Origin of the sequence: Microcoleus asticus IPMA8, from assembly GCF_013179805.1 — a bacterium.
Lineage (GTDB): Bacteria > Cyanobacteriota > Cyanobacteriia > Cyanobacteriales > Microcoleaceae > Microcoleus > Microcoleus asticus.
The window spans coordinates 1-15,802 of record NZ_SRRZ01000155.1 but is presented as its reverse complement, the minus strand read 5'-3'; the positions used below and the strand labels follow the sequence as shown (position 1 = coordinate 15,802).

At 45.8% G+C, this 15,802-nt stretch carries 13 protein-coding genes and 1 pseudogene; 5 read left to right on the top strand and 9 right to left on the bottom strand.

Features of this window, described 5'->3' with window-relative positions; all coding sequences use genetic code 11:
• Positions 1-66: 66 nt before the first annotated feature.
• The 8 genes from E5S67_RS28065 to E5S67_RS28030 form a co-directional block, all read right to left on the bottom strand.
• Positions 67-1,050, bottom strand: coding sequence for a TnsD family Tn7-like transposition protein (locus E5S67_RS28065; RefSeq protein WP_172192194.1), 984 nt, complete (start codon positions 1,048-1,050; stop codon positions 67-69).
• The gene (locus tag E5S67_RS28060; RefSeq protein WP_172192192.1) at positions 1,050-2,597 is read right to left on the bottom strand and encodes an ATP-binding protein; all 1,548 of its coding nucleotides are present in this window, start codon (positions 2,595-2,597) and stop codon (positions 1,050-1,052) included. The genes E5S67_RS28065 and E5S67_RS28060 overlap by 1 nt, the downstream gene beginning before the upstream one ends.
• Positions 2,590-4,872, bottom strand: a complete 2,283-nt coding sequence (locus tag E5S67_RS28055) for a Mu transposase C-terminal domain-containing protein (protein WP_172192190.1) — start codon at positions 4,870-4,872, stop codon at positions 2,590-2,592. The genes E5S67_RS28060 and E5S67_RS28055 overlap by 8 nt, the downstream gene beginning before the upstream one ends.
• A complete protein-coding gene (locus E5S67_RS28050; RefSeq protein ID WP_172192188.1) occupies positions 4,869-5,699 on the bottom strand; it encodes a TnsA endonuclease N-terminal domain-containing protein in 831 nt (276 codons plus the stop codon). Before E5S67_RS28050 ends, E5S67_RS28055 begins: the two co-directional genes overlap by 4 nt.
• Positions 5,700-5,875: 176 nt before the next feature.
• On the bottom strand, positions 5,876-7,798 hold the full coding sequence (glmS, locus tag E5S67_RS28045; protein WP_172192186.1) for a glutamine--fructose-6-phosphate transaminase (isomerizing): 1,923 nt from the start codon (positions 7,796-7,798) through the stop codon (positions 5,876-5,878).
• 159 nt (positions 7,799-7,957) lie between these two features.
• The gene (gene psaC, locus E5S67_RS28040; protein ID WP_015175986.1) at positions 7,958-8,203 is read right to left on the bottom strand and encodes a photosystem I iron-sulfur center protein PsaC; all 246 of its coding nucleotides are present in this window, start codon (positions 8,201-8,203) and stop codon (positions 7,958-7,960) included.
• A gap of 765 nt (positions 8,204-8,968) precedes the next feature.
• Entirely contained in the window at positions 8,969-10,180 is a 1,212-nt protein-coding gene (locus E5S67_RS28035) for a chloride channel protein (RefSeq protein WP_172192184.1), read from the bottom strand.
• 345 nt (positions 10,181-10,525) lie between these two features.
• On the bottom strand, positions 10,526-11,431 hold the full coding sequence (locus E5S67_RS28030; RefSeq protein ID WP_172192182.1) for a CoB--CoM heterodisulfide reductase iron-sulfur subunit B family protein: 906 nt from the start codon (positions 11,429-11,431) through the stop codon (positions 10,526-10,528).
• A gap of 224 nt (positions 11,432-11,655) precedes the next feature.
• On the opposite strand from E5S67_RS28030, the gene E5S67_RS28025 reads away from it, so the two are divergent.
• From E5S67_RS28025 to fabF, 5 genes are all read left to right on the top strand, one after another.
• Complete coding sequence (locus tag E5S67_RS28025; protein WP_172192180.1) at positions 11,656-12,042, top strand: nuclear transport factor 2 family protein; 387 nt, start codon at positions 11,656-11,658, stop codon at positions 12,040-12,042.
• A 70-nt stretch (positions 12,043-12,112) separates the two neighbouring features.
• Positions 12,113-12,316, top strand: a complete 204-nt coding sequence (locus E5S67_RS32790) for a hypothetical protein (RefSeq protein ID WP_216670766.1) — start codon at positions 12,113-12,115, stop codon at positions 12,314-12,316.
• A 466-nt stretch (positions 12,317-12,782) separates the two neighbouring features.
• Positions 12,783-13,190: a GFA family protein gene (locus E5S67_RS28020; protein WP_172192178.1), complete on the top strand. Its 408-nt coding sequence runs from the start codon at positions 12,783-12,785 to the stop codon at positions 13,188-13,190.
• 346 nt (positions 13,191-13,536) lie between these two features.
• Positions 13,537-13,791: an acyl carrier protein gene (gene acpP, locus E5S67_RS28015; RefSeq protein WP_172192176.1), complete on the top strand. Its 255-nt coding sequence runs from the start codon at positions 13,537-13,539 to the stop codon at positions 13,789-13,791.
• 97 nt (positions 13,792-13,888) lie between these two features.
• Positions 13,889-15,142: a beta-ketoacyl-ACP synthase II gene (gene fabF / locus E5S67_RS28010; protein ID WP_172192174.1), complete on the top strand. Its 1,254-nt coding sequence runs from the start codon at positions 13,889-13,891 to the stop codon at positions 15,140-15,142.
• A 430-nt stretch (positions 15,143-15,572) separates the two neighbouring features.
• On the opposite strand, the pseudogene E5S67_RS28005 reads toward fabF, so the two are convergent.
• A pseudogene (locus E5S67_RS28005) lies at positions 15,573-15,802 on the bottom strand (photosystem II q(b) protein); the annotation flags it as partial.

The following is a 15,802-nucleotide window of genomic DNA, read 5'->3' as shown; positions in this document are numbered from 1 at the left end:
AACTCGTAATAAGCGTCACTTTTATCAACGTGGTCTCAGAGCTGCAACCTTGCTCCGGCAAGGTTCCTAGCTATATTTGTCACCCCCCCAGGTACCAAAGGGTTTAAATTGTTTCGGAAGTTTAAAGAATGACTCGGCATTATGATCCAAAAATTGAATTAGTAGCAGGTGGCGTAATGGATGCTGAGAACCTTTTGGCGATCGCACTAAGCGCAACAACCAGCTATGTTCGCTTTCTGTATCAATTTCACACTGAAGTCTTTGTAGTAGTTCATCTGGATAGAAGCGTTTAAACTCTTCTAGCAGCTTACTCACTCTTACCCTACCGCTATAAGTTGCTAAGTCGCGCTCTGCCAGCAACTCTCGGTAACGTTTGAGTAGAATCGTTAATCCTGGCGGCGAAATATGTTCTTCTAAAAGCCAAGTAGCATTTTGAGCAATCTTTAATAGGATATTGTGATGCGAATATTTTAGAGTATATGACTGAGATTTTGGTAACTTTATTCCTTGCTCTGCTGTAATAAATTCATGACGAGTAGTAGGATTCTGTACCCGAACTTGGCTATCAACTAATCGAACTTGGTGCTGAGGACAAATTTCTACTCCTGGTATTTGATGAAGACGATGCCAGTAGGACTCACTAAATTGCTGTTTATCTTCTTGAACGCATTCAGGACAAAACCTCAACCATTCTGGAGGCTGAACTACACTAGCCATTAATCCAGAACGCATATGAATAGCTGGGCCACGCGAACCTTCCATATCTGCCCAAAGTTGTCGAAATTGTTTGGGATGGAGAAAAGGGGCAAAGAAGGGTAGTAGGGTATGTTGATTAATTAATCTTTCAACTGTGTAGGGACTTCCAGCAGGTAATGCTGAGGCAAGATTTCTCAGATTGCTAGGAAGATCGACAACTGCGATCGCAGCTTCATCACCAAACAATTCCCGAAGGGTATTCTTCTTATTAGGATACTGAACTCGTTCATGGAAACGAGCGCAAACACTATAAAGTAATTCATCAGGATAAGGATCGGGAAAGCAGCCAATCATTAACCAACCTCCTCTAGTAAATACTCAGTTGCCGGACGAATCAAACCTGCCTGTTTGAGAGCCTCATAGGCAGTGAGCTTTTGTTTCTCTCCTATCGCCGCAATTGCAGGTAAGCTATCTGGGGCTAAATTTTTCTTATTTCGCGTTCTAGAAGTCTTGGGTGGAGTCTCAACAGTCTTTGTTACTGTTTCAGGTTGAGAAATTGCTTTAGTCGGTGATGATTCTTTAGCACTCGATACCTTTCTTGTTTTAGTCAATGCTTCGAGTTGTTCAGCCTTATTCAGCTTGCTTTGGGCTTCTTGCAAAAAGGAATCTAAATTAATGGGGTACACATCTTCGACAGTATGCAGTATCCGAGTATCACCTGTTCTCAGGGCTTGCAGGATAGGATTAGCCATCCGCAAACTTTCCTGAGCAGCCAAGCGAATTCCCTGTGCAGTTACAGCTTCTTCTCCAGTGGCGATCGCCCGAACTTGCGCTAGCATATATACTTTAACCGCGAAATCTGTAATCCCTTGAGTAACATCATAAAGAGCATCACTTAATTCTGGTATTAAAGGAGCTCGTTGCTGCACGTACTGATATCCCCATAAGCATTCCAGAAACCACTCCCAAGTTTCGTCCTTTTTCATTCTGTCCCAAACAAGATCGCCCTGTCCTGTACCCCTACGAGTTTGTCGAAATTCTCCGCTTAAAACAGATATAGCTTTGTAAGTGCCAACCAGTACGACAGGTAATCCAATCGTATTGATTAATTGGACAAAAAAGTTCAGCATCTTGCTAGAACCGCCACTTTTAGCTTGACTGAGGTGTTGAATTTCATCAATAACCAGCACGCCAATCGAGTGCAAAGAAGCGACAAGCGCCATGCGAGGTAATAGTTCGTCTACAGTTTTGCGCCCACCCGCATAATTGTCGTAGTAACGAGTTCCTAACAAGTCATCTACAGCTTGGAAAAAGTTTAAGCATAGCCCTTTAATAGAGCCATCAAAGGGGCAATCTAACTTGAGCCAAACGATTTGGGTAAAACTGAAATTATTCTCACAGTAACAATTGTGGAGAATAACCTGTGGATACAGCGACAAAATTGCCTCAATAGAAGTGGTTTTACCCACTCCACTAATTCCAACAATCGTGAACCCTGTAGCTGTTGAACGCGAAGATTGACGGGTTGTTTTTAAAGATTGAATCCTGGCTTGAACATCTCCCCAAAATCCTGCTACTGCTGGATTTCGTGCCTGATATCCCACTCGGATCATGCGCGAGAATCGCTGCTCTAAATCAAAGTGAATAGGCAGTGGTGCAAAGAACTGGAGTGCGTTCTGAATTAAATGCAGACGAAGGTGAGCAGGCATACTGCGTTGTTCTTTGTCATATTCAGGGTAATACGCCAATAGTTCTGCCGTTTCATCCTGTATTAGGATAGGTGGAAGGGCTTCAATCAGGGGATTACCCTGGTAGTTAGGAATACCAGGAGCGCAGTAAGTTGCTTGTTCAACCCTGCCTTTCCCTACTAAGAGAGAAGGAATATGCTGATTACTATTCATCGTCACTCCACATCTTTGGACGCAGTTTACGCAATTTATCAATTAACTGAGATTTAGGTACATGGGAGGAATCTATTTCAATTGTTGTATTAGTTAGTTCATCTGTTTCAATATCTTGATTGTACTGGTTGGCAGCCTTTTTGGGTTCATTTATTTCGGTTTTTTCGCTTGGTATTATCAAGGGAATAACTTGTCCCGGATTGTTTATAGATTCGTCTCTTCCTAGTTGCCAACCTTGAGTCTCTCGTTCCATCTCTCGCTCTTCTTTGCGATTTTGTCTAATTCCCTTGATACGCGAGCGTTTACTTTGTTTTTCTACAGCATTTAAACTTTCTGAAGTTTGCTCTGTTGCCTGAGTAATAATTGCTTCTATCTGAGCATTTAAAGTAGCTTTAGATTGTTGTTTACGGCTTATAGCTGTTTCTTTAGAGTGTTTTCGCAACTCAAAGTAATCCACAGCTTCATACCAGTCCCGACCGCGAAATGTTTTTTCTGCATCTACAAGGTAGCAAGGTTCAATCCGTCGCCCATCTTCGAGTCGAAGGTAAATTGTATCTAGCTTGCGAGGATCGCAGGCTATAGTAATTCTCCAACTTCCTCTTTCCCTAGCTCTGATGAACCACTGTTCTTTCAGTGCTAAATCACATGAGTAAAATAGCCCTTCAAAGCGAATACCTCGATATGTGACAGAAGCCTCAGTTGTTCGCAGAAGATTGAGTTTAAGAATATCAGGTGAAACTTTTCTTAGATGTCCGGCTCGGTTACGAATTCCCCAATTCCACAGATCAATGGGATAGGGTTCAACATAATCTTGAATCATGAACTCATCCATTCGATACCAGTCCATGCGGTGATCTTTATTATGATCTAGGACGGTGAGACTCATTAGCTTACGGAACTGATGTAAATCTAAAACAGCATCAAGTCGATAGTCTGCATCACCACGTTCATGAGGTTTATAAACTGCGCCAGGAACCCAATGAATTGCTTTATCGTTGCTAAGGCGAAAGTTACGCTCGATGATTCCTTTCCAGTCTGCTCTGTATGGTGGTGTATTTGAAACTCTTACATTTAAAGAATTCACCAAGTTGTCAGCGTTGTAGCCTTCCAATTCTCCTCTGTCTGCCAAAATCATCTCAGGCAGATGATGACTAGGCCAATCCTTGTCAGAAATCTCAATTCCATATTCTCGGCAGAAACTAACTTTATCACTAGCTGTGTTCTCTAATGCCTGCATAGCACCTACCCAACTAGGGCCCTCTAGGGTAACGCTAATACCAACAATGAGACGACTAAATACATCAATAACAACATAAATAACTGGTCGCCCAATGATGCGGCTACGGTCTAGGGAACTAACTAAGTAAATGTCGCCAATTGTGGCATCAATCTGATAAATTGACCCTGGGCCAAACGCCATCTGAGTTGAATCTCCTAAAACTTCACGATGACGCAGATTGTATCGACGCTTACCCTCCCGTGTAGATAGAGCTTGAGTTAAGTTTTGCTCTTTTTCATACCAGTAACGAAACTGCCCAAATGTTGGAAGTTCCTGAGATGGAGGAAGAAATGGCACTAGAGTCCCATCAGGGAGAAGATCGTAACCTTTATGAAAAAACTTTTCCAGCGTTTTCTGATAGGCATCCTGCAAAGTTCTGCCGTCTGAATTTTCATAGAAAAGCTTAATTCCGCGAATCAACTTCTCTTGTACATTAGTATTGATATTAATGCCAGTTGATAAATTCGTGACTTTTGTAATTCTGCTAGGGCGACCACGCTTTCGTTCACTACTTTTTCGCTCTTTACCCTTTGCGCCACACTTATCGAAAAGGGGAAGAAGTGCATTTTTAGTTTGTCCTCCCTGCCAGTATCGCCTCAAGAACTTGTAGATAGTTTTCTTCGTCCACCCTGTTTGTTTCTCTAACGCATTCAAGAGCTTTCCTCTTCCATGCGAGTAGAAAATCTGTCCAGTTTTATCTTCAATTAGGGGCATAATTACTTCCCAAGCTGCATCTCTATGCTGGAGATGTTTCTTGGGGATACTGTCTTCTGATCGTAGTAATGTTGCGTAAGGATCTACCTCTATGACATGGGCTTCTCCAGAGGTAATCGCTGCTTCTAGATCCTTGCACTTATGAAAAATGGGCAAGCTTTGAGGATTAAGAATTTCAATAAGGGCAGCATCAGTGCCAGATGAATCGATCCATAGTAAACGCTCAATCCACGAACCAGTTGCACTCTGCCACTCTATTAGCATATTGACGAATAAGTTCATCCAACCCCTCCGATTTCTTCAAGAGGTTCTAAAGAGGATAAGAGTACAAGCCTTTCACTAGGTAGAATAGGCTGAACCATATTTACCTGCCAAACTCGATTAGCCAGCAAGTGCCGAACAACTAATAAGCTGAAACCGGGCGTAAGACCAAGTTGGTCATCACAAATTGCTGCAATATTTGCTAAAGAATCTTTTGCCTGAAGCACCAATGGAGTCATTACCATTGTTATTCGGGTAATATCACTCTGTGGTAAGTCATTTAGGTCTAGATAAGGATGCAACCACTTGATATTCTCTGCAAGAGTTTTAGACACTTCACGTTCAGTAACAATTCCCCAATCAATGTTTCGCCTTTGCCAATAGCATCTTTCAATCTCCAACTTCTCCAGATTACGCTTTGACTGCAAATCCTGTGCATACTTAACTGTTCGTGCTTGTTCGATTGAGCCAACACTCTGTCGAACTGTCACAACAAAGTCAGTAGTCATTACTACTGGTTCTTTAGTACGCGGATCTGTGGGGTAGGCTACCCCACATTGTTCTGCGATCGCCAAAGTTTCCTCTAAGGGCAGTAGCGGAAATTGCTCCCGGATATCCAGCACAGGTAGTGACCAGTCGAGCACATAGAAGTAGCTGGTTTCCAATTCGCTTAACAGATGATGAACCCTACGTGTCTTCCATCCCTTGATTCTGCTAGCAAGTCCTTGAGAGGGAACATCCTGAATGTGCAGCCAAGGATTGTAATTGGCTCCTTGTCCCATACCACGCCCTTGCTTCAGACGATTCTCAATAGTCGTTTCACTGGTGTTTCGGCTACGTTTAGCCATCTGATTACCTCACCCAGATGGTTCATCAAAGTCAGCTTCCAGAAATATTCCGAAAACCTAGCAAATAAAGCCATACCCAATAGTGTACAACTTTATTTGCTAGTGTACAACTTTATTTGTTAGTGTACAACTTTATTTTCAGAATACACCTTCTTCCCTCTTCCTTCTTCCTTCCTTTACTCCACCGTCACCGACTTCGCCAAATTGCGCGGCTGATCGACATCCAAACCGCGACGGGCTGCAATGTGATAAGCCAACAATTGCAGGGGAATAACTGTTACAATCGGCGACAACAATTCATCTACCAAAGGCACCGGCAAAATGTGGTCAAAAATATCGGCTTCCGCCACACCTTGCTTCGGCGTAACGCCAATTAAACGGGCGTCACGCGCCTTCGCTTCCTGAGCGTTGGAAAGCACCTTTTCGTAGACGCTTCCTGGCATAGCGATCGCCACTACAGGCACTTTCGCGTCCAAAAGGGCGATCGGGCCGTGTTTCATCTCTCCCGCCGGATATCCTTCGGCGTGAATGTAGCTAATTTCCTTCAGTTTCAGCGCCCCTTCCAAAGCAATCGGAAAGTTAATTCCCCGCCCCAAAAATATAAAATCTTGGGTTTCTGTAAACTGGTGGGACAATTCTTCTACATACTGTTCTTGAATCTCCAAATACTTTTCAATTTCCGCTGGCAACTGGCGCAAACCAGCAATAATCTCTGCCAATCTCTCGCTGCTGATTGTTTGCCGCTGGTGCGCCAAATCCAAAGCTAAAAAATAAAATGCCATCAACTGAGTGACAAAAGTTTTAGTGGCAGCAACGCCGACTTCTATACCGGCGTGGGTATTGAGCACGTGCGGCATCATGTGGGCGATCGAACTTTCAGTCCTGTTAGTAATCCCTAACATTCTCGCCTGGAATTTATCCGTAAGACCCGCGCGCCGCTGCTGTTCCATCCCCAAAGCCGCCAGCGTGTCCGCCGTTTCTCCCGACTGAGTTACCCCAATAGTTAAAGTATTTGCTGTCAGCGGTGCCGGTGCGTAGCGGTACTCAGAAGCGTACTGCACCGCAGTGGGAATATTAGCTAATTGTTCCAACAAATATTTGCCAATTAGCGAGGCGTGCCAGCTCGTTCCGCAGGCGAGAATTGAAATTTGTTCGACATCGGCGCAAAGTTCCTTGGGCAAGTTGAGATTGATTGGAGAGCGCGAATTTCCCGGCTGCCAATCGCTGTCTAAATAAGCCTCCAAACAAGCTCGGACTACGGCTGGCTGTTCGTAAATCTCCTTGTGCATGAAGTGTTTGAAGCCTTGTTTTTCGACTAAAACCGGACTCCAACCAAGGATGCGCGGGCTTTTTTTCAGCCTTTCCCCTGCAAAGCTGTAAACTTCGACTCCCATCGGAGTTAGCCTTGCCAATTCGCCATTTTCTAGAGATAAAACAGTGCGGGTGTGAGATACTAAGGCCGGCGTGTCGGAAGCGCAGAAAAATTCGCCGGCACCAAAGCCAATCACCAAAGGAGCTTGCTGTCTGGCGACAATTATTTCGTCGGGAAAATCTGCACAGATAATGGCGAGCGCAAAGGCTCCTTCTAATCTATTTACCGCCTTTAAAACCACTTCCAAAAACGACAAATCAGCAATTTGCTCGGCTTTTTTCTCTTTTCTTTCTGCCTTCTCCCTTTCTCCTTCTTTCAAAAACTCAGCTATTAAATGAGGAATAACTTCTGTATCGGTATCAGAGACAAATTTATGTCCCTTTGCTTTCAATTCTTCCCGCAACTCGCGATAATTTTCGACAATTCCATTTTGAACTACCGCAATTCGCCCGCTATTATCCAGGTGAGGGTGAGCGTTATATTCCTCTGGCTTGCCGTGAGTTGCCCAGCGGGTGTGTCCGATGCCGATGGGAGCCGGAGAGTCTATCTCTGCTAGCTTTTCCCGGAGGTTGTGCAATTTGCCCTTGGCTCGGATGCAGGTAATTTGTCCTTCCGAGATGGTAGCGAGGCCCGCTGAATCGTAGCCCCGGTATTCTAGTTTCTCCAATCCTGCTAGCAAAATCTCGCTTGCTGCTTGCGTGCCGATATAGCCAACGATTCCGCACATTTAACGTACTACTCCTGCTTAGCGATCGCAATAAAACTCACGTTTTATCATTTTTACCTTCTTCCGGCCCCAGAATGCAGATTCCGCGACAAAAAAGAGGGGGCAATGTAATCGCCCCCTCTCTTGTGCCCGTAATTCGATCGGCGTGTCGATCGATATTTAGTAGGCTAGACCCATACTGCGAGTGGTTTCGGCTCCGAGGTAAACCCGGATGCTCAGAAAATCGGTGGGGCAAGCAGTTTCGCACCGCTTGCAGCCTACACAGTCTTCGGTGCGGGGAGAGGATGCAATCTGAGCTGCTTTGCAGCCATCCCAGGGCACCATCTCCAAAACGTCAGTCGGACAAGCGCGGACGCATTGAGTGCAGCCGATGCAAGTATCGTAAATTTTGACTGAATGAGACATTGAATAAAGGCTCCCAACGAGTCACTAAAAATTTCCTTGCTCTGCGAATTAACAGATTTGACGGTGAGGTGCCACCGCTATAGCCTGCACAGAGAATTAAAGGTTAGTCTACCGCAGTGCTTGGAAGCACTTCGCGAAAAAGCGACAAAACTTCACAGTTATTCACGCTGGGAGTCTTATAGAACCATTTTGGGATATATTAATTCGCCAACCGTTTGAGCATCAGCCTGATGAAATACAAATTGAGTTTTGCAGTAGTATTGATGAGGGTCTGCTCAAAGTTCTTGACCAAACTCTTACAGCCTTACATCGAAGCGTTTGACCGTTCAATCACGATCGCCAGTTGCCACCACGACAAATCCAGTTTTCCCCTCTAGTGCCACTTTTTCGGCTTTCGTTAGTTTCTGTGCCAGTTTAAAACGGATAAGGGTCATAATCTGGGCATATAGTTTTTACTTTCTCTGCGATGAGCCGATCCGGGCGATACCCCTTGCCCTTGCAGAACGATCGTCTTCGGAATATTGACGAGCCCGAGTGTGAAAGTAATCGCAGTTGTGACTCAACATTTCAATCCAGCCACATTCATCGGACACACTGGCTTTTGTGCAATAGATCAAAAAGGGCAAGCTGACTGGTATCAACACCCAGATGTTGTTTGATGCCATTGGTGAATTTGTAATCACAAAATCCTTGAGACTCGACCCTCGCAAATTGCACGTATTTTTAACCGCTACACGGAGCGATTAGAGGAATTGTAGCCTTGGGTTAATCCACTTTATGCTGTGAGCTAATGAAAGGAGATCGGGGAGCCAAGAAGAAACCCACGAGACTAGCGAAGAGAATCGGTGTAAAAGTGCTGAATCCTGTCAACTTGGCGAGTAGCAGGGTTGTACTAATGGGAGTTCGAGTAACTGTTGAATTCAGAGCAGCCATTACACAAATCATTGCCAAAGTCTCGTTGGATGCGGGATTAACGATCGCGATTGCCTTTCCTAAACAGGCTCCTATAAAAAACAGCGGGATGATAATCCCCCCCCGCCAGGCTCCATTTACGGTCGTACTAATGGCAAACACTTTAGCAATAACTAAAGTCAAAAGAAATTCCAAAGGAAAGTTTCCCTCAACAATTTTTTCAATTTGATGTTCACCAAAGAAACGAGTAAGCGGAAATAAAGCTGATAAAACACCAAGTCCTAGCCCAGCTAAAGTAGTGCGCACATAGATTGGACTGGGTATCGAATCGAATAAGCGACCAATACTGCGAAATACAGCGATAAAAAACCACCCCATGAGCGCACCTACAATTCCATAAGCAATCGCTGCGCCAAAGTCATAAAGGCTGTCCACATTGTATTGAGGAAAATGCCAGGTAGGGCCAATTCCTAGCTGGGTAATTGCTACAAAAATGGTGTAACTTGCACAACTTGCCACGACCGCAGGCAATATTGCTTCAAAATACTCCACAACATTCTGATGATGCAGGATTTCTAAAGCAAAAAAAGTACCACCCAAAGGAGCGCCGAACAAAACTGTAAAACCAGATGCCATGCCAGCAATACTCAAAGTTCGCAGTGCCTCTCCGCGCAATTGAAAGCGATCGGCCAACCACGTACCAATTGAACCTGTGACTTGCACCATTGGTGCTTCTGGACCAGCACTGCCTCCACTTGCAATACTGATTAGCGACGACAGAATCATAGAAGGATTCTCGTTCATGGGTAATCGCCCACCATTGAGATGAATATTGTCAATAATCAACCCTATTTCGCCAGGATTTCCCAGCCAATGAATTATCAAACCGACGAGCAAACCAGCAAGTGGCATGATGATTAGTAGAGAAGGTCCACTAAAATATTCAAATCCCAGCATTATGTAAGACAAAAATATCCAATAACTTGCAGCAAACAAACCGCAAATGATTCCTAGCATTGCCCATAGCAATACCGGACGTGTGAGATTTACTGGATTTCGTTTCATTGCTTATTCCTTGTCAATAGCTAGCCAGTTAGAAAGTGTTAAAAAAGTATTTTGTCTAATAATATACAACTTTTGTTGTCTGCATATTAACCTACCACCCACCACACTTGCTTTTGAGTGTAGATTCGGGCTATCGAATGCGCTTTAACAATCGCAGTCTCACAACGGCAGTCCAGGAATGAACTCAAAAATGTATGAGCGCGATCGAGCGTCCCGCTAGCACTCGGGTATAATTCCGATCGTACGGGATTTGATATTAGAAAGGACTAAAGTCCTTACTACAAAACTGGGTGTGATATTAGAAAAGACTTTAGTCCTTACTACAAAGCCGCGCAAATCGATCGACTAAAAGCCTAATTTTTCTAACACGGGCTTAGTTGAAACAATATGTCGATCGAGTCCTAGTTTTTTCGGCTCCACACCCAAAGCCAAAGCCACCAACTGGGACAAATGCAGCACCGGCAAACCCAATTTGCGCCCGATTACTTTTTCCACCTCCGGCTGTCGCGAATCCAAATTCAAGTGACACAGAGGACAAGGACTTACCATACAATCAGCGCCATTGTCAAGAGCATCTTGAATATGTTTGCCGGCCATCTGAAAAGATTGGTTAGTGGCATAACTTGCCAACGGCCAGCCGCAGCACTGCGTCCGCCCTCGATAGTAAACCGGAGTTGCCCCGATCGCCCGAAATACATTTTCCATCGATTCCGGTTGGTGCGGGTCATCGTAAAGCAGCTTATCCTGAGCTCGCAGCAGGTAGCATCCATAAAAAGACGCGCACTTCAAACCCGAAAGCTTGCGGGTGACTCGCTTCTGCACCTCATCGAGCCCGTAATCTGCAACGATCGCCCACAACAGATGTTTCACCTCGGTACTGCCTTGATAAGGCGAACAGCCTTGTTTTTTTAGTAAACCGTTGACTTTTTCTATGTAGTTGGGATCGGTTTTTTGGCAATCCTTGAGGCGATCGTCCACATGACCGATTACCCCTTGACAAGTGCTGCAATGGGTCAGCAAAGGCAGATTCAGTTCCTCAGCCAAAGCAATATTGCGGGCGTTGACGGTATCTTCCAGCAACTGCGAATCTTCCTTGAAAGTGCCAGAACCGCAGCAGGAAGCTTTTTTGAGTTCCACCAGTTCGATGCCCAAGGCTTGAGTCAGGGCTTGGGTAGACAGGTAAAGTTCGCGGGCGGCCCCTTGGGCAACGCAACCGGGAAAGTAAGCATATTTGAGATTTGAGGATGGCATAATCGTTTCTGCAGGGGACAGAAGGCAAGGGACAAAAAAGGAGGGCGATCGAAGTTGGGATGCTTCCTCTCCATATCCTTACGCAGTTTTAGACAATATTGCCCAACGCCACCAGCCTAACAACCAGATTGGACCAGGCAAACAGCTCTGATTCTAGTCGAGCTAAAGATATCTACTGCGGCTCAATTTAACCGTTAACTCCCAGATTAACTCCAGAGGTAGTCATGATCGAACCAGACAACCAGGCATCTGCCCAACGCAAGGCGACAATTGAGCGCTGTTTCGCTGCCTATAATGCCAAGGATCGAGCAACCGTCGAAAGACTGCTAAGCAGCACGTTCACCTTTACCAGCCCGTATGACGATGGCATCGATCGCGCTACTTACTTTGAACGATGCTGGCCTAACAGCGATCGTATTCGCCAGCACGCGATCGAACGAATCTTTGTTGAAGGAGACGAGGCGTTCGTTACGTATCGAGCAACAACATTTGAAGGCATGGAGTTCAGAAATACCGAGTTTTTCACTTTCGAGGGCGAACAGATATCGAGCGTCACTGTCTACTTCGGCGCTGCGTACAGAGGCGGTATTTTCATCAAGAAGCAAGAATGACTCAAAATCATTTGAGCGTGGCTCCGGCAAAACGTTCCAATTCAAGCAAATGAGCAGATTTATTGAGTAAATGCTGAGTAACCGAGGCATTGATCTGATGAAGGTGAATCCAGCTTACACCAGGGTCATCGGACTTGTAAAATATGCACGCCAATATGCTCTAGCCAGTGATGAAGCCACAGCAATGGCGATCGCCCGACGTGGTATGCGATTAGCTGAAAATATTCCCGGCTCCATCACCTCCTATCTCTCCGTGAAGGATGGAAGCACCTAGGTCGCCATTGGTTTCAACTAAATAACTTGATTAAGAAATCTAGGATTAAGCGTCACAAATTCTATGCTATCTCTAACTGGGAATCTTTGGTCAAGCGATAGTCGGAGCAATCTATCCAGAGCAAGCCTCGGCGTTAAAGATGATTTCTTGGAACATATACCGCTAAGTTCCCTCTACAGAGATTTGAGGATTATTGCCCAGATATGCGTAGGTTTTTACAAGCGGTGGAGACAGCAGCCGTGGAAACTTAGCGAATCAGATCGCTGAGGAATTCCAGCTAACAATAGTTAAGCGATCGGGGCATCACAAATCATTGGAGCCGACAGAATTGTGATATTTTTGGATTGAGTTAGAAGCGATCGGTTGCCACTCTATTCAGCCGTTGGGCATCACCTAAGATCGCCCGTATTCGGAGTTGTGTTACAGCCTCTACGTTTTTCGGACGACGACAACCTCTTGGGAGATTATGACGCTCAAAACCTTTATTGGAAGCTGCCATTGCGGCGCAGTTCGATTTGAAGCCGACATCGACTTGAGCTTGGGCACAAACAAATGTAACTGCTCGATCTGCACGAAAACGCGGAATTGGAACGCTATCATCAAGCCCAACGCATTCCGATTGCTATCCGGTGAGAGCGATTTGAGCGATTACCAGTTCAATCCCAAGATTGGACATCATCTTTTTTGCAAGCACTGTGGCGTGCGCTCCTTTGCACGCGGATACCACGAACAGATTGGCGGTGACTACGTTTCAGTCCAATTGGCCGCCCTCAATAACGCCACTCCAACGGAACTCATTGAAGGGCCAATTCGATTTTCGGATGGCCGTAACAACAACTGGGGTGCGCCTCCAGCCGAGACAAAGCACCTATAGAACCCATTTGAGATATAAAAGGCTGCAAGCCTTTTAACCATCAGCCCAATCAAACAAAGATTTACCGGCTCTCCAGGCTATCCGGCGATTGATACAGCTTATATGTCTCAGGACAAGGGTTTCAGCGATTTCCTCAAGAATATTCTGTGCCGATCGATACAGTTTCCCACATAAATCCAAGAGAGCCATAGCGATCGCCACCCCATAACAGTCCTAGAGTTGCTGCGATCGTCCGTGCCCCAATTGTCGCTAGCCCGTGTCACTTAGAAAAGCGGCCAGCCTTTCTGTTGCAGATCCCCCTTTCGGATAAGATTAGATACGCAGCAACCAATGAGGACATAATGTTATGAGCCAAGACGACATTTTTACTAGAGTCCAGAAAATTGTGGCAGAGCAACTGGAAGTAGAGAAGAGCGAAGTCAAGCCCGAAGCCAACTTTGCTAACGATTTAGGAGCAGATTCCTTAGATACTGTAGAGCTGGTCATGGCCTTGGAAGAAGAGTTTGATATTGAAATTCCCGACGAAGCAGCCGAAAAAATTACTACGGTTCAAGCTTCTGTAGATTTCATCAACAGCCAACTTGCAGCTCCAAAAGCATAAAATACCTGTCTTTTCCCCTAAGAGGAGAGAAGTTAGAAAACTGGAAACTCCTCTTTTGTTCTGCGTTCTGGGTGTTTAATTTTTTGAAACTGAAATCATGACAAATTTAGAGCGTAAGCGCGTTGTTATCACGGGTCTCGGCGCGATTACACCGATCGGCAATACCTTGTCCGAGTATTGGGACGGGTTGCTTGCCGGGAAGAATGGTATAGGCCCGATCACCTTATTCGACCCGTCGCGGCACGACTGCCGCTTTGCCGGAGAGGTGAAGGGTTACGACCCACACGACTATTTAGAGCGCAAGGAAGCAAAGCGGATGGATCGCTTTGCTCAGTTTGGGGTGTCAGCGAGCAAACAAGCTGTTGCTGATGCGAAGTTTGAGATTAACGACCTGAACGCAGAACAGGTGGGTGTCATACTTGGCACTGGCATTGGCGGCCTGAAGGTTTTGGAAGAGCAGCAAGAGATCTATCTGACTCGCGGCCCCGATCGATGCAGCCCGTTTATGATTCCCATGATGATTGCGAATATGGCCGCGGGCCTGACGGCGATTCAAACTGGCGCTAAGGGGCCGAACTCTTGCACGGTGACGGCCTGCGCTGCCGGGTCGAATGCGGTAGGCGATGCGTTTCGCCTAGTTCAGGGGGGTTACGCGCAAGCCATGATTTGCGGCGGTACGGAAGCTGCGGTGACACCTTTGTGCGTGGCGGGTTTTGCTGCGGCGAGGGCGCTTTCGACTCGCAACGATGACCCGACTCATGCTTCTCGTCCATTCGATCGCGATCGTGATGGTTTTGTCGTCGGCGAAGGTGCTGGCATTCTGATTCTAGAAGAAATGGAATACGCTCTGGCGCGTGGCGCGAAGATTTACGCAGAAATCGTCGGCTACGGTTTAACTTGCGATGCGTATCACATGACTTCTCCGGTACCGGGGGGGAACGGTGCGTCGCGGGCGATGGCTTTAGCGCTCAAGGATGCGGGTTTGACGCCGGATCAAGTGAGCTATATCAACGCTCACGGCACGAGCACGCTTCCCAACGATTCTACGGAAACGAAAGCGATTAAAAACACTTTGGGAGACCACGCTTACAAAGTAGCAATTAGTTCTACCAAGTCAATGACCGGTCATCTTTTGGGCGGTTCAGGGGGAATTGAGGCGGTGGCGACGGTAATGTCGATCGCCAATGACAAAATCCCGCCGACAATTAATCTGGAAAATCCCGATCCTGAGTGCGATTTGGACTATGTTCCCCATACAAGCCGCGATCTAAAAGTTGACGTGGCGCTGTCGAATTCTTTTGGATTTGGCGGCCACAACGTGACTCTGGCATTCAAGAAGTTTGTTCAGTAACGGGTAATCCATAAGTCTCAAATTAAAAGGTGAAAAATTAATTTTTCACCTTTTAATTTGAGATTGGGCGATCGGCTATTAACTAAATCAACTTAACTCAGCCTAAAATGCGATCGCGGGTTAGATCCCCGCAACACTTTAACTGCTGCGAGATTCTGGATATTCTGTTTTTTGATTAGCCGTTGCTCATATCATGTCCGGGCGAGGGATTGACTCAAAATGCTTACTTGTTATGAGTCAAGCGCAACGAAGTAAGCGCGCTGCCGAAAAGGCGAGATTATTCAGTTCCTTCAGGACTCAGAATTACAACTACTCAAGCGGACTTGATATCACTTAGTTTGTTAACAGAAGGAGAACTATAAAATTATTTTTTTCAAACAAAAAGCGCCCCTATTTCTAGGAGCGCTTTTTGTTAATCAAAGACTAAAACTTAGCCATTGATAGAAGGAGCAACCATTGCTACGGGAGTTGTCTCACCAGCAGCCAAGTCAAGCGGGAAGTTGTGAGCGTTGCGCTCGTGCATCACTTCCATACCCAAGTTAGCGCGGTTGATCACATCAGCCCAAGTGTTGATGACACGACCTTGCGAGTCGATAATCGATTGGTTGAAGTTGAAACCGTTCAAGTTGAACGCCATCGTGGAGATACCCAAAGCGGTAA